The organism is Alteromonas sp. ABH4_452, assembly GCF_056311825.1.
Genome location: NZ_CM149973.1, coordinates 2,606,502 through 2,626,767, shown reverse-complemented (window position 1 = coordinate 2,626,767; position 20,266 = coordinate 2,606,502). Strand labels below are relative to the sequence as shown.

14 protein-coding genes are annotated in these 20,266 nt (G+C 43.9%); 11 read left to right on the top strand and 3 right to left on the bottom strand.

Annotation, left to right across the window (positions count from 1 at the left end; genetic code table 11):
• Positions 1-158: 158 nt before the first annotated feature.
• The 7 genes from ACYX4N_RS11290 (at position 159) to rmf (ending at position 12,776) form a co-directional block, all read left to right on the top strand.
• A complete protein-coding gene (locus ACYX4N_RS11290; RefSeq protein ID WP_476054075.1) occupies positions 159-4,997 on the top strand; it encodes an NAD-glutamate dehydrogenase in 4,839 nt (1,612 codons plus the stop codon).
• A gap of 164 nt (positions 4,998-5,161) precedes the next feature.
• The gene (gene pyrD / locus ACYX4N_RS11285) at positions 5,162-6,169 is read left to right on the top strand and encodes a quinone-dependent dihydroorotate dehydrogenase (protein WP_476054074.1); all 1,008 of its coding nucleotides are present in this window, start codon (positions 5,162-5,164) and stop codon (positions 6,167-6,169) included.
• Between the two features lie 84 nt (positions 6,170-6,253).
• Positions 6,254-8,350, top strand: a complete 2,097-nt coding sequence (rlmKL, locus tag ACYX4N_RS11280) for a bifunctional 23S rRNA (guanine(2069)-N(7))-methyltransferase RlmK/23S rRNA (guanine(2445)-N(2))-methyltransferase RlmL (protein WP_476054073.1) — start codon at positions 6,254-6,256, stop codon at positions 8,348-8,350.
• A complete protein-coding gene (locus tag ACYX4N_RS11275; RefSeq protein ID WP_476054072.1) occupies positions 8,347-8,580 on the top strand; it encodes a glutaredoxin family protein in 234 nt (77 codons plus the stop codon). The genes rlmKL and ACYX4N_RS11275 overlap by 4 nt, the downstream gene beginning before the upstream one ends.
• Complete coding sequence (gene uup, locus ACYX4N_RS11270) at positions 8,577-10,517, top strand: ATP-binding cassette ATPase Uup (RefSeq protein WP_476054071.1); 1,941 nt, start codon at positions 8,577-8,579, stop codon at positions 10,515-10,517. Before ACYX4N_RS11275 ends, uup begins: the two co-directional genes overlap by 4 nt.
• Positions 10,518-10,529: 12 nt before the next feature.
• Positions 10,530-12,296, top strand: coding sequence for a DUF3466 family protein (locus ACYX4N_RS11265; RefSeq protein WP_476054070.1), 1,767 nt, complete (start codon positions 10,530-10,532; stop codon positions 12,294-12,296).
• Positions 12,297-12,599: 303 nt separating this feature from the next.
• On the top strand, positions 12,600-12,776 hold the full coding sequence (gene rmf / locus ACYX4N_RS11260) for a ribosome modulation factor (RefSeq protein ID WP_039220169.1): 177 nt from the start codon (positions 12,600-12,602) through the stop codon (positions 12,774-12,776).
• A gap of 99 nt (positions 12,777-12,875) precedes the next feature.
• On the opposite strand, the gene fabA is transcribed toward rmf, so the two are convergent.
• Positions 12,876-13,394, bottom strand: a complete 519-nt coding sequence (fabA, locus tag ACYX4N_RS11255) for a bifunctional 3-hydroxydecanoyl-ACP dehydratase/trans-2-decenoyl-ACP isomerase (protein ID WP_025255307.1) — start codon at positions 13,392-13,394, stop codon at positions 12,876-12,878.
• Positions 13,395-13,601: 207 nt separating this feature from the next.
• Here fabA and ACYX4N_RS11250 point away from each other — a divergent pair, with 207 nt between their 5' ends.
• A complete protein-coding gene (locus ACYX4N_RS11250) occupies positions 13,602-13,889 on the top strand; it encodes a hypothetical protein (protein ID WP_474806703.1) in 288 nt (95 codons plus the stop codon).
• Here the strand turns inward: ACYX4N_RS11250 and ACYX4N_RS11245 are convergent.
• Both ACYX4N_RS11245 and ACYX4N_RS11240 read right to left on the bottom strand, forming a co-directional pair.
• A complete protein-coding gene (locus tag ACYX4N_RS11245) occupies positions 13,886-15,559 on the bottom strand; it encodes a cryptochrome/deoxyribodipyrimidine photo-lyase family protein (RefSeq protein ID WP_476054069.1) in 1,674 nt (557 codons plus the stop codon). The two genes, ACYX4N_RS11250 and ACYX4N_RS11245, sit on opposite strands and share 4 nt — an antisense overlap.
• 12 nt (positions 15,560-15,571) lie before the next feature.
• On the bottom strand, positions 15,572-16,879 hold the full coding sequence (locus ACYX4N_RS11240; protein ID WP_476054068.1) for a DASH family cryptochrome: 1,308 nt from the start codon (positions 16,877-16,879) through the stop codon (positions 15,572-15,574).
• A gap of 112 nt (positions 16,880-16,991) precedes the next feature.
• Here ACYX4N_RS11240 and ACYX4N_RS11235 point away from each other — a divergent pair, with 112 nt between their 5' ends.
• Genes ACYX4N_RS11235 through ACYX4N_RS11225 form a run of 3 tightly spaced genes read left to right on the top strand, consistent with a single transcriptional unit; the run spans position 16,992 to position 20,097 of the window.
• The gene (locus ACYX4N_RS11235; RefSeq protein WP_476054067.1) at positions 16,992-18,416 is read left to right on the top strand and encodes a cryptochrome/photolyase family protein; all 1,425 of its coding nucleotides are present in this window, start codon (positions 16,992-16,994) and stop codon (positions 18,414-18,416) included.
• Between the two features lie 3 nt (positions 18,417-18,419).
• A complete protein-coding gene (locus tag ACYX4N_RS11230; protein ID WP_476054066.1) occupies positions 18,420-19,958 on the top strand; it encodes a cryptochrome/photolyase family protein in 1,539 nt (512 codons plus the stop codon).
• Positions 19,945-20,097 (top strand): DUF2256 domain-containing protein, encoded by a 153-nt coding sequence (locus tag ACYX4N_RS11225; RefSeq protein WP_474806695.1) that lies wholly within the window; start codon positions 19,945-19,947, stop codon positions 20,095-20,097. The genes ACYX4N_RS11230 and ACYX4N_RS11225 overlap by 14 nt, the downstream gene beginning before the upstream one ends.
• Positions 20,098-20,266: the final 169 nt, after the last annotated feature.

Sequence of the window (20,266 nt, the reverse complement as noted above, 5' to 3'; positions counted from 1 at the left end):
GGCCCTTTTTTTTGGGTGTTTTCTGCATAGTTATCTATGCTGTTAATATAAGGTTAAAAATGGGCTTTCATTAGCGTCATTTATTAGAGAAAATAGTTAGGTACTCGGCACTTATACCAAATTCAATTGGTATTACGACATTCAAAAAAGGTTAACAAATGACAGTCACCTCACAGCGACACTCAGTACTGCTAGACAATGTATTTGCACTTATCGATAAAAAAGTAGATACCAAGCAGAAGTCTCTTGTGCAGCAATTCGGACGTCTGTTGTATAAAAACATATCAAGCGACGACCTAGAAAATCGCAACGACAGCGACCTGTATGGCGCAACACTTAGTTTATGGAATGGTTTGGCAAAATTTGAATATGCTTCGCCTTACGTTCGTGTTTTCAACCCAGAAATAGCTAAACACGGTTGGCACTCAAGCCACACGATAGTAGAGATTATTGTGTCAGACATGCCGTTCTTAGTTGACTCTGTGCGTATGCTACTGAACCGGTTAAACATTACCGCGCATTTATTTCTTCATAGCCCTATCGGCGTTAAACGCGACAAATCGAACAAGGTCGAAACCTTTGCAGAACCAGGTCAAACCCTAGACGGTGCTAAAAAAGAGACTGTCATTTTCATTGAAATCGACAGGCAGACGTCGAAAAAAGATATCGATGCTTTAACTAAAGAGCTTTACTCGGTAGTTGATGAAGTCTCTTTAGCTGTTGAAGACTGGCAGGGCATGACCAGTACTTTACAGGACGTTATCAAGAATAACGCGAAATACAATTGGCCTGTTTCCGCAGATGCAAAAAAACAGACTAAGGCATACCTTGAGTGGTTAGGTGACCATAACTTTACCATGATGGGATATCGCTATTATGAAGTTAAAGCAATTGAAGGCGATCATAGATGGATACCGAAAAACGACACTAGCTTAGGCCTTCTTAAAAACTCGATAAATGACCGCGAACGTCTGTTATCAAGACTGCCTGCATCAGCAAGAGCTGAAGCGTTAAGCAAAAACCCGTTGATACTGACCAAAACAAACTCTCGTGCTCGCGTGCATCGCCCAGCCTATATGGACTATGTAGGCGTGAAGGTATTTAACAAAGACGGGCAGGTAGTAGGTGAGCATCGCTTTCTAGGGCTTTATTCAGCATCGTTTTATAACAACAGCGTAACTCAGCTACCCATTTTACGGGAGAAGATTAAGCGTATTTGTGAATTATCTGGCTTTGAGCCAGGCACACACGCATACAAAGCTTTTGCAAACATTATAGAAACCTATCCTCGTGATGAATTACTGCAAACACCAGCAGAAGAACTCGCACAAATTGTGATGGGCATTTTTCAAATGCAAGAGCGCGGTATATCTCGCTTGTTTATTCGCAAAGATACATTTGGCCGCTTCTTCTCTTGCATGGTATTCGTACCAAGAGAGCGCTACAACACACAGTTGCGTAAAGAGACTCAAGAGCTACTTAAAGCGTCATTAGGCGCTACTGAAGAAGTTGAATTTACCACCTTCTTTTCAGAGTCTGTATATGCCCGTACGCATTACATTGCTAGAGTCAACGACAACAACGCGGAATTCGATGTGAAGGAAATAGAGCAAAACATTATTGAGTTGACCAAAACCTGGAACGACAGACTAGCGTCAGCAATTTCAGCGGCTCACGGCGAAGCGTCTGGCAAGGCGCTTGAGCGCAAATACAACAATGCGTTTTCTCGTAGTTACATGGAGCACAACCTGCCATCAGCAGCGCTGGTAGATATTGGCAAGCTAGAGATGCTTGACGATAATCACACCTTAGATATGTTGTTCTACCGCCCACAAGAAGAAGACGCTGAAAGCCAAGTCGTTAAGCTTAAGCTTTTCCACCGTGCAGAGCCCATTCACCTGTCTGACGTACTCCCCATGCTGGAGAATTTTGGGTTACGCGTAATCGACGAAAGCCCTTATAAAATCACGTGTTCCCAAGGTGAACGAAATTGGGTAATGGACTTCACTATGCTGCACAAAAGCGGCCAGCACTTTGATATGGAAACGGCGCAAACCCTTTTCCAGGACGCTTTTGCGAAGGTGTGGTATAAAACACTTGAAGATGACGCGTTTAATCGCCTTATTTTGGGCGCCAATATGACGGGTCGAAAGGTGACGGTTCTGCGCGCTTACGCCAAATACATGCGTCAAACTGGCAGCTCATTTAGCCGTGACTATATTGCAAACACCCTTTCTAACTACCCTGATATTGCCCGTTTATTAGTAGACTTCTTTGACCAACGTTTTGACCCCAAGAAAAAGCGTAATCAGAAGAAAGAAGACGCAATACTAGAGACCATCAAGGCACAGCTAGATAACGTAAGTAACCTTGATGACGATCGTATTATCCGCCGTTATTTGGATATGATGTCGGCAACGCTACGAACCAACTTCTATCAGCCAGACGATGCAGGCAACGAAAAGTCCTACGTGTCATTTAAGATGATGCCTGAGCTTATTCCAGAAATGCCACTTCCGCTGCCTAAGTATGAAATTTTTGTTTACAGCCCACGTGTGGAAGGTGTACACCTTCGCGGCGGTAAAGTGGCCCGCGGTGGACTGCGTTGGTCTGACCGCCAAGAAGACTTCAGAACCGAAGTTTTAGGTCTGGTTAAAGCGCAGCAGGTTAAAAATACGGTTATTGTCCCTGTTGGTGCAAAAGGTGGCTTTGTTTGTAAGAACCTACCTGTAGGCGAAGGTCGCGCAGCTATTCAGGCCGAAGGCCAAGCATGCTACCGCACTTTCATTACAAGCTTGCTGGATATTACCGACAACATTGTTAATGGCGAAATAGTACCGCCGAAAGACGTGGTACGCCTTGATGATGACGACCCGTATTTGGTTGTAGCGGCAGATAAAGGCACCGCCACATTCTCTGATATCGCAAACGGTATTGCGGAAGAGTTTGGTTTCTGGTTGGGCGACGCATTTGCCTCGGGCGGAAGCATTGGTTACGACCATAAGAAAATGGGTATTACAGCTCGGGGCGGTTGGGAATCAGTTAAGCGTCATTTCAGAGAAATTGGAATCGATTGCCAGACCACTGACTTCACCGCTGTGGGTGTAGGCGATATGGCTGGTGACGTTTTTGGTAACGGTATGTTGTTATCAGAGCATACGCGACTAATCGCTGCGTTTAACCATTTACATATTTTCTTCGACCCTAGCCCAGATGCGGCAGCAAGTTACAAAGAGCGCCAACGTTTATTTGAAAACCCAAGCCTTAGCTGGGAAGACTACGATAGCAAACTGATTTCTAAAGGTGGTGGTGTATTCAGCCGTGCCTCTAAGTCAATCAAGCTGACACCTGAAATGAAAAAATGGTTGGGTACGCGTCAATTAACGATGACGCCTAACGAGCTTATTCACAACATTCTTAAAATGCCGGTTGATTTACTTTGGAACGGCGGTATCGGTACCTATATTAAGAGTAAGAAAGAATCTCACTCTGAAGTGGGCGATCGTGCGAACGATGACTTGCGCGTTAATGGCCGCGACGTTCAGGCTAAAATTGTTGGCGAGGGCGGTAACCTGGGTTTGACCCAATTAGGCCGTATCGAGTATGCCTCTAATGGCGGACGCGTTAACACCGACTTTATCGATAACGTCGGTGGTGTGGATTGTTCTGATAACGAAGTTAACATTAAGATTTTGCTTAACAGCCTGGTCAACGATGGTGAGCTAACCCTTAAGCAGCGTAATAAGCTTCTTTACGATATGACTGACGATGTCAGCACGATTGTATTGAAAGACTGTTACCGTCAAACCCAGTCAATCTCTATTACTGAGTTAGCGGGTGTGAAGCAACTTAAGGAGCAGCTTCGCTTTATTCACGGCCTAGAACGAGAAGGGCAATTAAATCGTGAGTTAGAGTTCATACCGAGCGATGACGAGATCTCCGATCGCGTAGCAACTGACCAAGGCCTAACTCGCCCTGAACTTAGCGTGTTAATTGCCTACGGTAAAATGGTGCTTAAAGATGCGCTCAATATTCCAGAAATCACTGACAATCCTTACCATGGTAAGCTGTTAGTTGAAGCTTTTCCGAAGGTACTTCGCGAAAAGTTTGCAGCACACATGCAGCAGCATCCGCTTAGAAGCGAAATTATCGCCACTAAATTAACCAATAATATGGTTAACGATATGGGCCTTAACTTCGTATTTAGAATGCAGGAAGAAACTGGTGCAAGCGTAGACGAAATTGCAGATGCTTACGCGATTGTGCACGGCATTTTCAACATGGATACGCTGTGGGAGCGCATTGAAGAACTAGACAACGTTATTCCTGCAACACTTCAGCTTAAAATGCTTGATGAAGCGCGCAGAATTATGCGTCGTGCCGCCCGCTGGTATATTCGTCACGGCAATAAAGCGCAGTCTATTGAACAGGCCATTGCAAGCTATCGCGGCACATTCGATATCTTGTCGAAAAACTTACAGCATTATTTGGTTGAAAGTGAATATGCCCAGTTAGAAGCTGCAACGCAGAAATATATTGATGAGGGCGTGCCTCAGGATATTGCTTATCAGGTAGCGAGCTTCTCAAACATGTTCTCAAGCTTTGACTTGGCACAAATTGTAGAAGCCGATAAGCACGATACTGATGTTGTCGCCAAGCTTTACTACCAATTGGGATCACGTCTAGAACTTCACTGGTTCTTAGACCAAATTAATAATCAGGCGGTAAGCAACCACTGGCAGGCATTGGCTCGCGCTTCATATCGTGAAGAACTTGATTGGCAGCAGCGCTCAATCGCAGCAAACCTGCTAGCCTCTCGCGAAGATGTGAGCAACGCTGACCAAATTCTAGATGAGTGGATTGAAAGTAATCAGGCGCTTCTTAAACGTTGGTATCACATGATGTCAGAGTTTAAGACCAGCACAACACACGAATTTGCGAAATTTTCTGTCGCTTTACGCGAATTGATGCTTTTAAGCGTGAAGTCTAACCATTAGAATACACGCACCTTAATGATTTAAGCCCTGTTTATCAGGGCTTTTTATTGGCCGATTGGTTATTATTAACTAGCTTTACAGCGTTTTTTGTTAGCAGATAATCTGTAAACGTGAGGCGTAGTAACGACCAACAGACCCTTAATAAGCGAGTGTTAAATACAACCATGCAATCTCTAGTGCAAAAATTCTTACTTCAGTGTGAACCTGAAAAAAGTCACGATTTCACCATTAACTGGTTAAACAAGACACAACATACACCGCTGAAATGGATGTACAGCACACCAACGCTTAAAAAGCCCGTCACTGTTGCCGGCATGACGTTTGATAATCCTGTGGGGTTAGCCGCGGGACTCGATAAGAACGGTGATTGTATTGATGCGTTTTCAAGCATGGGCTTTGGCTTTGTAGAAATTGGTACAGTTACGCCGCGTCCGCAGCCGGGAAATCCTAAGCCTCGCTTGTTTAGAATCCCTGAAAAGCACGCCATTATTAATCGCATGGGGTTCAATAACAAAGGTGTTGATCATCTTGTCGAGCAAGTAAAAAAAGCCCAGTTTAAAGGGCCGATTGGCATTAACATCGGCAAAAACAAAGACACCGAAGAAGCAAATGCACTCGACGATTATCTAATTTGTTTAAATAAGGTTTACCCTTACGCCAGCTATGTCACTATCAATATTTCATCGCCTAACACGCCAGGACTTAGAAACCTGCAGTACGGTGAAGCGCTTGATAAATTGTTAGTAGGCTTAAAAGCCGCGCAGGAAACACTCACGCAAACCCACGGAAAGTACGTGCCATTGTTCATTAAAATAGCGCCTGATTTAAGTGATGTTGAAATCGAAAGTATTGCTGCTTCGTTAATCAACAGCAAAATGGATGGCGTGATTGCTACCAATACCACGCTTTCACGAGATTCGGTTACTGGACTAGAGCACGCTGATGAAATGGGTGGCCTAAGTGGTTCTGTTATGACCGATATGAGTTTGGAAGTAACCCGTAAATTAAATAAGGCACTTGACCGCGCTATACCTATTATCGGCGTAGGGGGCATCGACTCTCCTGAAGCGGCGCAAGCGCGCTTAGATGCAGGCGCATCATTAGTGCAAGTTTACTCGGCCTTTATTTATCAAGGCCCATCTCTCGTTAAACGCATCGTAAACGCGTTATAATACATCCGAAACAAAGTACACCCGAAACCAATCTCTCGTGTACGCGCTTTACGTTAAGCGCGTACATCAAAAACAGGTACATGAATGAATACTATCCTGGTTACGACCAGTCGCGGTCTTGACGAACTATTGAAACAAGAAGTACTAAGCCTTTGCCCTGATGCACAAATTAAACAGGGGCCTGGTACCATTCAGTTTGAAGGGTCAAAAGAAGACGCTTATAAACTTTGCCTATGGTCACGCTTGGCTAATCGCGTAATTTGGGTGCTAGCATCCGGTAAAGCAGGCGATGCAGATGCGCTTTACAACACGGCGATGGGCATTGACTGGCAAATGCAGATGGATTCACGTCATACATTATCTGTACAGTTTATTGGAACTAACTTTGCTATCAAGAACACCCAGTTTGGCGCCGTTCGTGTTAAGGACGCCATAGTAGACTCATTCGTAGAACAAGGTTTACCTCGCCCGTCAGTAGAGCGAAAAAGCCCTGATATCTCTGTGTATGCCAGATTGCACCGCGACAATGTAATTTTAGGTATAGACCTAGCTGGAGCAAGTTTACACCAACGCGCATATCGGCAAGAAACCGGTGACGCACCGCTAAAAGAGCATATCGCCAGCGCAATGCTTATGCGCAGTGGTTGGGCAGAGAATACCGAAGCACCTTTGGTAGATTTAATGTGTGGCTCAGGCACTATTGCAATAGAAGCTGCCTACATTGCCCGAAATATTGCACCAGGTATAAAGCGTTCATACTGGGGCTTTACTAAATGGCTTGGCCACGAAGCTAAGGTTTGGGATGATTTGGTAGAGCATGCCATTTCAGTTCAAAAGCCAAGCTGTGGCGGTATTTATGCGGGCGACTTCAGCCGTAAAATGGTAGCCATTGCCAAAGCCAACGCTGATTTTGCTGGTGTATTTAACGATATTTCGTTTTCTCAGCAAGATGCTACCAAGTCATCGCCGCCAGTCGGCACGCCAGGCTATGTTGTGTCTAACCCGCCGTACGGAGAGCGTTTGGGTGAACTGACTTCGTTAATACCGCTATTTAGCGATTGGGGTAAGCGCTTTAAAGAAGCATGGAAAGGCTGGCACGTGTCGCTTTTGAGTAGTAACCGTGACTTGCTACGTGTATTAAAGCTTCGCGCCACTAAAGACTACGCCATGAACAATGGTAAATTAGAGTGCCGTTTAGCTAACTATGTGCTTGATGAACAAAACACGGTTCAATTTAGTGAAGACGCCGGCAATCATGAGTTTGCTAATCGTTTGAAGAAAAACCTCAAACGTATGAAAGGCTGGATCAAAAGTGCAAACACGAACTGCTACCGAATTTACGACGCTGATTTACCCGATTACAACGTGGCGGTAGATAGGTATGGCGATTGGCTGGTCGTCCAAGAGTACGCGCCACCAAAAACCGTATCAGAAGATAAAGCCCGTAAACGCCTGCAAGAGGTGTTATTGCATTTACCTGCTGTTACCGGGGTCTCACCTAAGCACATTGCGCTTAAAGTGCGTAGCCAGCAAAAAGGGACTAAGCAATACGAAAAAATTAATCAGTCTGGCGAAATGATGGAAGTGTTCGAAAACGACGCTCGCTTTTTGGTAAACCTGACTGATTACTTGGACACGGGTCTTTTCTTAGACCACCGTAATACCCGTCAAAAAGTAAGAGCTTTGTCAAAAGACAAAGACGTGTTGAATTTGTTTTCTTACACGGGCAGCGTATCGGTATTTGCAGCTAAGGGCGGCGCCAAATCTGTAACCACGGTAGACATGTCGAATACCTACTTGGAATGGGCGAAGAAAAATATAGCGCTTAATAAATTAAGTGGTCCCCATGCCTTTATTCAGGCCGATTGCACCACATGGCTAGGTACGCACAAAGGTAAATATGACCTAATATTTATCGACCCGCCGTCATTTTCAAATTCAAAGCGAATGCAGAACACGTGGGACGTTCAGCGTGACCATGTAAAAATGCTTACCGACGCTAAAGCCTGCTTAAAAGAGCAGGGAACCATCATTTTTTCTAACAATAAACGTGGTTTTAAGTTAGACGAATCAGCCATCAGTGACCTTGGCTTGAACATTGAAAATATCACCCACGAAACCATACCCGAAGATTTTGCCCGTAAGGGTAAAATACACCAGTGCTGGATTCTACGTTCATGAAAATAATCTTCTACACGGGCCCGCAATGCAGCCTCTGTGATTTAGCCGATGTTGAACTGCAGCAAACGTCTATGTTTTCATCGCTTATTATTGAAAAAGTTAACATTCGTACAAGTACCGAGCTTTATCACTTGTATGGCGCTCGTATTCCAGTGTTGAAGCGGGCCGATAATGAAAAAGAAATTGGATGGCCCTTTAGCGCCGCCAATTTAGAGGAGTTTCTTCAGTGAGCATTTTGCAGTTAAAAAACATCACTGTTATCTATGGAAATCCGCCGCTTTTAGACGGCGTAGAACTGGTTGTTCAGCCTAAAGAGCGCGTATGTTTAGTTGGGCGCAACGGAAGCGGTAAATCTACCCTTATGAAAGTTATCGCAGGCGATATTATTGCCGACGATGGCCAGCGTATCATTGAAAATAATACCGTAATAGCACGTTTAGAGCAGGATCCGCCACAAACGACAGACGTAACGCTGTTTGATTACGTTGCCGAAGGCTTATCTGACGTAGGTGAAACGCTAAAAGCTTATTTTCATCAAACCCGCATTGTGGGTGAAGACCCTAGTGAAGCTAACTTAAATAAGCTTCAACGGCTACAAGAACAGTTAGAAGCCAGAGACGCCTGGCAGTTCGAGCAGCAGATTGAGCAAACGCTTACCATACTTAAACTTGACCCTGAGATATCGTTATCAACATTATCCGGGGGCTGGCGAAGAAAGGCCGCTTTAGCGCGTGCGTTAGTTCGTCAACCAGATTTATTACTGTTAGACGAACCTACTAACCACCTTGATATTGAGATGATCCGCTGGCTTGAATCGAGCTTGAGTAACTATCAAGGCGCGATTGTGTTTGTCAGCCACGACCGTGCTTTTATACGCGCCATGGCCACACGTATTATTGACCTTGATCGCGGTTCTGTTACCAGCTATCCCGGCAATTACGAAACCTATCTTGAGAAAAAACAGCACGATTTAGACGTTGAAGCGTCGCAAAACGCTGAATTCGATAAAAAACTAGCGCAAGAAGAAGTGTGGATTCGACAGGGCATTAAAGCGCGTCGAACCCGTAACGAGGGGCGAGTAAGAGCACTTAAAAAGCTCCGAGAAGAGCGTAAAGCGCGCCGAGCGGTGCAGGGCAATGCCGTGGTTAACCAACACCAGGGCGCGCGCTCTGGAAAAATGGTGTTTGAGGTAAAAGACTTAAGCTATAGCATTGAAGGTAAGCCAATCGTGAAAGGCTTGAACCTAAATGTACTGCGCGGCGACAAACTAGCACTAATTGGGCCTAATGGGTGCGGTAAAAGTACACTTATTAAGTTGCTGTTAGGTCAATTACAGCCGGATACCGGTTATTGTAAGCAAGGTACGAATTTAGAAGTTGCGTATTTCGACCAGCATCGCCACGGGTTAGATTTAGAGCAAACTGTAATTGATGCCGTAGGCGATGGTAAGCGCGACCTTATGGTGAACGGCCACCCGCGCCACGTGATAAGTTATTTGCAAGACTACTTATTTACGCCAGAGCGTGTAAATGCGCCGGTGAAGTCACTGTCAGGTGGTGAGAAAAACCGCCTGATGCTTGCCAAGCTCATGCTAAAACCAAGCAACGTTTTGGTTCTCGATGAGCCAACCAACGACTTAGACGTTGAAACCTTAGAAATGCTTGAAACCTTACTTAACGAGTATACTGGCACCGTGCTTTTAGTGAGCCACGACAGGGAATTCGTTGATAACGTTGCCAACAGTAGCGTAGTTTTTGAAGGTAACGGTCTGCTTCGCGAATTTATTGGGGGTTTCACTGACGTAGAAAACTGGTATAAAGAGCAACAGGAAAAACGTCAGCAAATCGAAAAGGAAGAGAAAGCCAAGGTAAAGAATGAAACTAATTCAGCTTCAGACAGTCCTAGTGCTAAGTCTTCTCCCCGTAAGACGAAAAAGCTATCATACAAAGACCAGCGTGAACTTGAGTCCTTACCGAAAGAACTAGAAACACTTGAGGAAGAACTTGAGGCTATGCAAGAAAAAGTCAACGACCCAGACTTTTTCAAACAAGACAGTGACGTTACTGCCAAGGCGTTAGCCGAACTGGCAGATAAAGAAGAATTACTTTCCCAGAAATATGCGCGCTGGGATGAACTAGAAAGTATGCTGGAAGATAATCAGCAGTAAATAGGATTTTAAATGAAACGAACTCAGCTTGCCGCCGCCGTTCTGTTGGCAACAGGAAGTGTTTCGGCATTTGCCGCGACCTATTCAGTGACGCCTCTTCCTTTACAGGATACCGCTAGAAACAATTTTGCTCGTTCAATTGATAATTCAGGCAAAATGCTGTCTGTAGTGCAACTTGAATATAACCCACCTGTAGATGTGGAGCAGTTAGAAGAAGATACCACCTTCTTCGATGTTAACGGTGAAGATTTAGAAAACGAAGATGATGCACGTCAAGGTGTATTCACTGATTCAGATTACACGACAATCGTTAACTATCTACTCTCGTCTAGTACTGCGACCACAGGTCAGAAATTAGCACCTTACAGAACCTTCTTAACTGACACCCAGGATATTTCTTTGGTGCCAGGCTTAGACGAAGTCACTGAAAAATTTGATGATTACACCCGTTCGGTTGAAGCGATAGGCAGAGACAGCTTAAACGGCAACTTTGTAGTAGGTGATTCGTCAGGTTTAGTCGTTTTAGACCCATACGAAAATGAAGATGGCGATACCATTAATTACACTTATGCAGAATCGGCGCAGCAAGGTTTTATACAAGCATCAGGTGAGTCTAAAGCACTACCAGCTGTAGACACCACAGCCGGCGGCTTCTCTTCGGCCCGTGCAATTAATGCAAATTTACAAGTAGCAGGCTTCAGTACGGTCAGTTTTCAAGACGAAGTAGATGAAGCTATTGAAACTTGTACTGACGACGAACTGCGTGGCGATCAGTCTGAAGGGCGTTGTCTTTTCACCATTTACAATGGTGATTTTGCCGTACCACGTATCTCAAGCTATTTCGTCAATGCGAATACAAGTCAACGAACGTTTTTTCCTGGCTTTGTTCAACTCTCAGAAGTAAACGCAACAATCTGGCAAGTTGACGTTAATGGAGACGTGATTAGCACTGATACCTATCCATTACTGTTCGAGCCGGATGAAGACGATTCAGCACACTACTTTACCTACGCTTATGATATCAATGATCAAGGTATTGCGGTGGGTGAAGGGCTAACTGGCGATCGCGTTACGATCAACCGACCTAACCAATCGGGCTTAACTGAAAATGAGCGTGTAGCTACGGTGTTTAGAGATGGGGAAACGATAGAACTTCTTCCCCGCGAAGAAAACATTATCAGCCAAGCGATTGCTATAAACGATGAAAACTGGGTAACTGGCGCTGTGCTTCGCTCACAAAGCGATACCGCTCGTTCTCGCCTTTTTGTTTACAACTTAGATACTCAAGAACAAAAATACCCTGATGGCTTTTTCGTGAGTTCCGGTGTTACTGCGAACGCAATTAACAATAACAATATCGTGGTGGGTAAGGCAGATATCGATGCGACAAGCGACACGCTACGTGAAACCGCTGCATTTATGTATAACATAGATACTGAAGAGTTTTTGGATCTTAATGATTTAGTCTCGTGTGATAACACTTACGAATTAATCGAAGCGGTTGATATCAACGACGACAACGAAATTATTGCTAATGCGCGTATTAAGATAAACAGTAAATACGTAACCGGCGTCGACATCATAAACTCAAGCGGTGAAACAGAACTGGTTGACGCTGTCGTTGCGGTTAAGCTATCTCCAATAGCTAATGGCTCCATCGAAGACTGTGAAGTACCTGAGGACGAACAACCGTTTGAGCGCAGTGGCGCATCTACTGGCTGGCTCGCGTTCTTTGGTTTGTTTGCCGCTGCTTTTGTGCGCAGACGTTTTAAAAAATAAATAACCTCCTCATTTAAATTTATGATGAGTTTAATAAAGCCACATTCGTGTGGCTTTTTTTATGCCTAAAAAGTACAAAAACAGACATATTTATGCATAAAAAATGTAATATAAATTTCATAGAAACTTCATTTATTTAACGATTGTCAAGCGTTTTAATTTTATATTTTTCTTGAACCATTTTGTTAATTGCACTATCACAGTAATGTACGCAATCACTTTTCCGGCACTATCAACCGATATGATGTAGAGCGCTCGAGAAAATGATTTGTTGTACGTCCAACAAACAAAAGAGGCTAATCAATGAAAAGACAAAAAAGAGATAAAATGACTCGCGCTCATTCTAAAGGCTATCAAGCTGGTATTAGCGGTCGTTCAAAGGAAAATTGTCCATTTCAGCAAAACGATGCACGTTCACAGTGGTTAGGTGGATGGCGTGAGGCAGTAGAGGATAGACATTTAGGTTTAAGCGTTAAATAACACTTCTCTTTTATGAACTGATTATGCAAAAAGGAAAGCCCCTAGAAAGGGGCTTTTTTGTGTTTATCGATTTAGTATTTAGCGTCGATTAAACAGGGATTAAAAATTCGAAGTATCTTGGAACAAGCCCACTTTTAAATCTTTCGCGACATAAATTTCTCGCCCGTCCACTTCAACCGAACCATCAGCCATACCCATGAAAAGTTTACGTTTAATTACGCGCTTCATCGTAATTTTATAGGTAACTTTTTTTGCTGTTGGTAGAATTTGACCGGTAAACTTCACTTCACCAACACCTAGCGCACGCCCTTTACCAGGCCCGCCGCTCCAGCCAAGGAAAAAGCCAACAAGTTGCCACATTGCGTCAAGGCCAAGGCAGCCTGGCATGACTGGGTCACCTGGAAAGTGGCAGTCAAAAAACCATAAATCTGGGTTAATATCTAACTCAGCGATAATCTCGCCTTTGCCATGTTCACCGCCGTCTTCAGTAATAGAGACAACGCGGTCCATCATTAGCATATTTGGTGCAGGCAGTTGACTGTTACCCGGACCAAACATTTCACCACGGCTACACGCCAATAAATCTTCTTTGTTAAAGCTACTTTTCTTCTCTGACATTCCCAACTCATTGTTGTTATTTAAGTTACATTCTTAATTTAGCGAACACTTGTACGCTAAACAACTCTGAACAGTCATTTTTCTGAAGAAAAACGCGTGCTACTATACTAACTATAAATTTAATCCGTACAAATATCGCCCCATGCGTGCAATTTATAAACAGCGATTAAACTACGCTCCACAATATAGTATTTGTGTGTGAAAACTATGACAGAACAAACAACAAAAAAAACCAGTAGAAAAAGCCCTGCAGATAGAGCGAAAGCGAACGCTGATAAACAACGACGTTTTAGAGAAAGACAAAAGGACGCCGGCAAGAAGCTAGTGAGAGGGTACGTCAGCCCAGAAGCGAAAGCATGTTATGACGAAATTCGCGAAAAAACGGGTTGGACCGACAGCGAAGCCATGTCTAACGCTATGCGGCTAATGTATGCGGCTTATAAATGCGGTCAAATTAAGCTATTAAACGAGTGGCTTAGAAAGAACAACCGTTAGGCTGTTTTATTAATTTTCGCTTTAAGCCACGTTCTACTTGGACTATTTTGCATGGTATGGCGCCTGACAATACGTTGCGCTTCTTTTACCACATCATCTCGCTCGCGATAGTCCCATAAACGTTTCGCTGTTATACGGTTGTTCTCTGTAATATCGATAATGGGCAACACATAATCTTGTTTAACGTCAAAACCAAGCATTTGCGCTTCTAATGGCGGTAGGTCGTAGGGCGCATGAACGGCTTCATTAGGTAGTTTAGCTAGCTCTGGCACCCACTTCTTAATAAATACGCCATCAGGGTCTAACTTTTGTGACTGTGTTACCGGGTTGTACAGCCTTACGGTATGGATACCAGTCACACTTGCCTGCATTTGTATTTGGGGGTAGTGGATCCCCGGCTCAAAGTCTAAAAACTGTGTTGCAAGGTAATGTGCGGCTTTCAGCCAGTGCACGTTTAAATGGTGGCATAAAAAACTCGTTACCATTGCCCGCATCCGAAAGTTTATATATCCGGTCTGTCGTAGCGCTCGCATGCAGGCGTCTACCAAAGGGTAGCCTGTACGTCCAATGGTCCAGAAATAGAAACGTCGCTCAGCTTCCGGCCCGTCTATGAAAGGGAAGTGCTCATAAGCACGGTTCATTGGGCGCCACTCTATACTGGCCTCACTCTCAAATTTTTGAATAAAGTGGCAGTGCCAGTGCAGCCTCGATGTTAAAGCGGATAGGGCGCGACTCCACTGTTTGCGCTGTGATCTTGGCAAAGCTTTCTTAGCTTGTTTTTCCAACTGAACGCTTTGATACACCTGCTTGATAGAAATGTTGCCCCATGCGAGATAAGGGCTTAATCGTGAACATGCGCGTCGTGCATACTCAGGTTTTGAAATATGTTGGTGATAATACTGTCCACGAGAACTGAAAAAATCCTTCAAAACCTGCCAAGCACGCTTTTCACCGCCAGGTTGCATAGAAACTATATCGGGTCTGACTTCAATTTCACTCTGTTCAGCCTTTAATGCTTTATCATTAATACAATTCGTACACGCCATGGGCAAACTAAGCGGTGACGGTTTAAGTTCAGCTATCTCATCAATGGATTTCGACGCTTTTAAAATATCTGAAAACTCTCGCCAGTTAACCCATTTAGCTGTTTCTATATCAAAATCATAGGTCGCACTGGCAAAATGATGCTCCCAATTTTGCTGCCATCTAGCTCGGTGGGTCAACCCACGCATCACGGCTCCATACTGATACTCACCAAATGAAATAGCTTTAATTTTCAGATACCTATCAACCTCGACATCTCGGTTATGCGTAACCGATAGACCTATTTCCTCGTAACTCCTAACCGCACCAATGTTGTAATTTTGAGCAATAAGTTCAAGTGCTTCTATTACTCCACAGTGCAAGGTCAAAACACGGGCATGAGCGGGCAATTGGCTGTTAATGTCATCGATACTTTGCTGCATAAATTGCCAATGGCGAATATCCATATGCGGGTCTGCAATAAGCGAGGGCTCCCAACAAAAAAGTGGGAGTATCTTTTCTCCTTCCTGAACCGCGCGATAAAAAGGCTCGTGATCACGTAAGCGAAGGTCTCGCTTTAACCATATAACTGTGACTGTCTCTTTTGAGTTATTTGAGTTAGCTTTTTTTAAGTTATCTGACGCCATACAGTTAAATAACTACAGCCATTTATTACGAAATTCGCCTGCCGGATCGTAAATTTCAGTCTGTTTTTGAAGGTTAAATTGCCTATGTCCGCGAGGGTCGCTTCCCACGCCGGCAAGGTAAAGCCAATTTCCCCAGTTACTTCCCACATCATGATCAACTAACTGATGCTCAAACCACGCGGCACCGTAACGCCAGTCCTGCCGAAGTTCATGTACAAAGCAGCTAGCAACAAGCTGCCTACCGCGGTTCGACATATAGCCTGTCTTCGCAAGTTGTCGCATACACGCGTCTACAATAGGGTATCCGGTATTGCCTTCACACCACTGCGCAAAGGTCTCAGGGCAATGTGAAGTAGTAGGTGTTTTACCTTGAATGCCACTAAAGCGAAACCATTTAGCGCCATACTTACACTGCAGCCAGTGAAAAAATTCTCGCCACAAGAGTTCGAAATAAATCCAATAAGTGGAATCATTTTTTTCAACGGTCTCTTCAAAGTTATGTACTTGCCTCATCACTTCGCGCGCAGAAAGTGAACCATTTGCTAACCAGGCAGACAGTTTTGTACTGTCTTTCCATGTATCTAGTGCATTACGTGTTTCCTTATAGGATGCCGCAGCATGCCAGTCAAATAGATACGTGTTTAGGTGAGATAGCGCTGCGGTTTCACCACCAACGAATGACGATTCAGACGGTTTCGGTAAATCGAGGTCAATACTGAATAGAAAAGACGCGTCGAATGTTGGTGTGAAGGGGCTAGGTAAGCACTCTGGTGTAGGATGAACCGCTAACGGTTTACAATGTTTCTCTACTTTCCTTCGAAACGGACTGAAAACGTCGGGCATCTCTTCTATGTCAAACGGTAGTGTTTGCTCATCAAATAAACCAAAAGTCGAGGTTTCGATAACGGTTAATGAATTAAAAAAACGTTTTACTGTGTTTAGCGCTGCTGTTTCGTCATAACCACAGTACTGACTCACTCCAACGTGGGTGTACTGCCCCGACCTTAACAGCTCAACTAAACACTCTACAGTGCTACCTTTTACAATAAGTAAATCGTGCCCAAGCTTTGCTAGCTGTTGCTTTAAATCTACTAATGTCTGCAGTAAGAAGGTGTGTCTGTGCTCGCCCATTGGATTAAGCCCAAACGCGTTGGGCGTAAAGTTCTTATCATCTAATATATAGACGAACGTAACTTGGTCGACCTTTTCGCACAACGCGGAAATAGCCTCATTGTCGTGCAGTCTCAGGTCATGTCTGAACCAGAATAGTCCTCTGTTATCACTAGATTGAGGTTTATCGTTGGAATGCTGATTTATCATACTAATTTTAAGCGTTATTTTTAATAATTTGACGGATCTTGAATCCGCTTTTCTACGTAAGACATTAGATACGAATAATATTTAAATTTGGCGCAACGCCTGAGGAAAAAAAGTGACCGTTCCCGTTAGTATCATGTGGTTCAGACAGGACCTACGCGTAAAAGACAATCCGGCATTAAATGCAGCTTGTGATATGGGCAAAATAGTACCCATCTATATTTATGATGATACAACCCCTGACGGAAGAGTCCCTGGAGGTGCCAGTAAATGGTGGCTTCATCATTCTTTAGCTTCTCTGAATCAGCGCCTTAATGGCCACCTACAAATTTTTAAAGGCAACCCAAAGGATATCATTTCAACATTAATGAAATCCTTTGACGCAAAAGCGATTTTTTGGAACCGGTGCTATGAACCATGGCAGATAAACCGCGACAAAGAGATTAAGCAATTTCTCATTGATAGTGATTACGAAGCGCACAGCTGCAATGGAAGTCTTTTATGGGAGCCAATGAAAGTGCTCAAAAAGGACGGCACGCCTTATCGCGTATTTACTCCTTATTACAAGAAAGGTTGTTTACAAGTAGAAGAGCCGCGATATCCCAAAGCACCACCAGCACGGATAACTTATGCAGACGTAGAAAATGAGGGTATTGAACTAGCGTCGCTAAACTTACTGCCTACTATCAACTGGGACGAGACTATTTCGAAAGAATGGTCGCCAGGCGAAGACGGAGCTGCGGATAATCTTGCAGATTTTATTGAAAATTCTGCGCGTAAATATAAAGACGGACGAGACATCCCTTCAGCTCGCGGCACATCGCGCTTATCACCCCACCTGCATTTTGGCGAGGTTTCACCCAACCAAGTGTGGTATGCGATAAAAGATAAATTTGGCAATAGTGAAGACAAAAGCATTGAAACCTATTTGAGCGAGTTAGGGTGGCGTGAATTTAGCTATTACTTGCTATTCCATTTTCCAACGCTGCCAAATAAAAACTTCAACGATAAATTTAATAAGTTTCCTTGGCGTTCTGATGCTAAAGCGCTTAAGGCTTGGCAAAAGGGAAAAACCGGCATCCCAATTGTCGATGCGGGTATGAGAGAACTATGGCAAACCGGATACATGCACAATCGTGTTCGCATGATTGTAGGTTCATTCCTGGTCAAAAACTTACTACTTACCTGGCATGAAGGTGAGCGGTGGTTTTGGGATACACTGTTAGATGCAGACCTTGCCAGTAACAGTGCCGGTTGGCAATGGGTTGCGGGTTCTGGTGCCGACGCTTCGCCATACTTTCGCATTTTTAACCCTATATTGCAGGGCGAAAAATTCGATAAAAAAGGCAGCTATGTTCGCAAGTATTGTCCAGAATTGAATAAGCTATCTAATAAGTACATACACAAGCCTTGGGAAGCACCTAGTGCAATACTAAAAGATGCAGGGATTGAACTTGGTAAAGAATATCCCAAGCCACTAGTTGATTTAAAAGCATCACGGCAGCGTGCTTTAGACGCATTCCAACAAATAAAAGAGTAGGGTATGGCAGCACTTATTTTAGTTTTAGGCGACCAGCTTACCGAAACCTTACCGGCTATTACCGATGCTGTAAAAAGCAAAGACACCATTTTAATGGCGGAGGTTCGTGAAGAAGCCACTTACGTAAAACATCATAAGAAAAAAATTGCGTTTCTATTTAGCGCTATGCGCCATTTTGCTAAACGTTTGCGTGATGAAAACTATAACGTTAACTACATTCACTATACCGATAGCGCTAACAAAGGCGACTTACTTGCCCAAGTTAAACACGCATTAAGTGAAAAGGATTTTGATGAAGTAAAAGTGACCATGCCTGGTGAGTACCGCTTGTTAAAGAGTATGGAACAATGGGAACACGTGCTTGGCATACCCGTTACTATCTACGATGACAATCGATTTCTATCCACGCCCCAAGAGTTTACTGACTGGGCGGAAGGTAAAAAACAGCTTCGAATGGAGTTTTTCTATCGTGAAATGCGCCGCAAGCATAACGTACTTATGGAGGGGAAAAACCCTATAGGTGGTAAGTGGAATTACGATGCCCAAAATCGTGAATCTATGCCAGAAACTCACAAAGTGCCTAAGCACACCACATTCGACATTGACGATATCACTTCAGATGTTATCGAGTTAGTTAAAAACGAATTCAGCGATCATTTTGGCGATATTGATAACTTTCACTTTGCAGTTACCCGGGAAGACGCCCTTACCGTTTTGAATACCTTCATAGAAGAAAGGTTGCCAAATTTCGGTCAGTATCAAGACGCCATGGTCGAGGGAAAGCCTTGGCTTTATCATTCTCATATCGCGTTCTACTTAAACTGCGGATTATTAACCCCGAAAGAAGCCATTCAAGCCGCCGAGCAAGCGTACCATGCTGGGCAAGTACCGCTTAATTCTGCCGAAGGGTTTATTCGACAGATACTGGGCTGGCGCGAATATGTGAGAGGCTTTTATTGGCACTTTATGCCGAATTTGAAAACCGACAATTATTTCAATAACGCTCGCTCGTTGCCTTCGTTCTTTTGGGATGCGCAAACCAATATGAACTGTATGCGTCAATGTATAAAAGAGACCCAACAAAATGCCTATGCACACCACATACAGCGGCTAATGGTTATTGGCAACTTCAGTTTATTAACCGAGCTAAGCCCTGAAGAGGTACAAGCGTGGTATTTGCTTGTTTACGCCGATGCTTATGAATGGGTTGAACTGCCCAATGTAGCGGGAATGATCTTGTACAGCGACGGCGGAAACTTAGCAAGTAAACCTTACGTCGCTAGCGGTAGCTATATCAATAAAATGAGTAACTACTGCAAAAACTGTGGCTACCAGGTTTCGAAGAAAACAGGACCAAAAGCTTGTCCCTTTAACTACCTCTACTGGCATTTTATAGATAAGCACAAAGAAAAGTTAAGTAACAATCACCGTATGGCTATGATTTATAAAACCTATGGGCGGATGAAAGAAGAAAATATAGAAACCATGAAACAGGACGCCACGATATTTTTATCAAAGCTAACCAAAAATGAAGAAGTCTGATTTACCGACCAAAATGTGCCCGGTCTGTGATAGGCCGTTTACTTGGCGCAAGAAATGGGAGAAAAACTGGGAAAACGTGCGTTACTGCTCAAAGCGCTGTGCTTCAACCAAAAAGAAAGCCCAAACCAATTTGGGTTAACCTAGCGGGAATAAACGGGCAAATTAAGAATACTAGCGCTTCTTAATTTGCCATGGTTATATCAAATCAAATCAGAGCACGAAATTATCCTCTACACCAGAAACCTAAGCGCAGCCGCATAGGTTTCAAGGCAATTATTCCAGCCGCCGCAGCTAATGCTCTTACTCGA

What these genes read in the sequence shown, in the direction of transcription:
- ACYX4N_RS11275 (WP_476054072.1), top strand. Translation starts at nt 8,347, where the DNA reads ATGAAAATAATCTTCTACACGGGCCCGCAATGCAGCCTCTGTGATTTA.
- pyrD (WP_476054074.1), top strand. Translation starts at nt 5,162, where the DNA reads ATGCAATCTCTAGTGCAAAAATTCTTACTTCAGTGTGAACCTGAAAAA.
- ACYX4N_RS11230 (WP_476054066.1), top strand. Translation starts at nt 18,420, where the DNA reads ATGGCAGCACTTATTTTAGTTTTAGGCGACCAGCTTACCGAAACCTTA.
- ACYX4N_RS11290 (WP_476054075.1), top strand. Translation starts at nt 159, where the DNA reads ATGACAGTCACCTCACAGCGACACTCAGTACTGCTAGACAATGTATTT.
- ACYX4N_RS11245 (WP_476054069.1), bottom strand. Translation starts at nt 15,559, where the DNA reads ATGGCGTCAGATAACTTAAAAAAAGCTAACTCAAATAACTCAAAAGAG.
- fabA (WP_025255307.1), bottom strand. Translation starts at nt 13,394, where the DNA reads ATGTCAGAGAAGAAAAGTAGCTTTAACAAAGAAGATTTATTGGCGTGT.
- ACYX4N_RS11250 (WP_474806703.1), top strand. Translation starts at nt 13,602, where the DNA reads ATGACAGAACAAACAACAAAAAAAACCAGTAGAAAAAGCCCTGCAGAT.
- ACYX4N_RS11240 (WP_476054068.1), bottom strand. Translation starts at nt 16,879, where the DNA reads ATGATAAATCAGCATTCCAACGATAAACCTCAATCTAGTGATAACAGA.
- rmf (WP_039220169.1), top strand. Translation starts at nt 12,600, where the DNA reads ATGAAAAGACAAAAAAGAGATAAAATGACTCGCGCTCATTCTAAAGGC.
- ACYX4N_RS11265 (WP_476054070.1), top strand. Translation starts at nt 10,530, where the DNA reads ATGAAACGAACTCAGCTTGCCGCCGCCGTTCTGTTGGCAACAGGAAGT.
- rlmKL (WP_476054073.1), top strand. Translation starts at nt 6,254, where the DNA reads ATGAATACTATCCTGGTTACGACCAGTCGCGGTCTTGACGAACTATTG.
- ACYX4N_RS11225 (WP_474806695.1), top strand. Translation starts at nt 19,945, where the DNA reads ATGAAGAAGTCTGATTTACCGACCAAAATGTGCCCGGTCTGTGATAGG.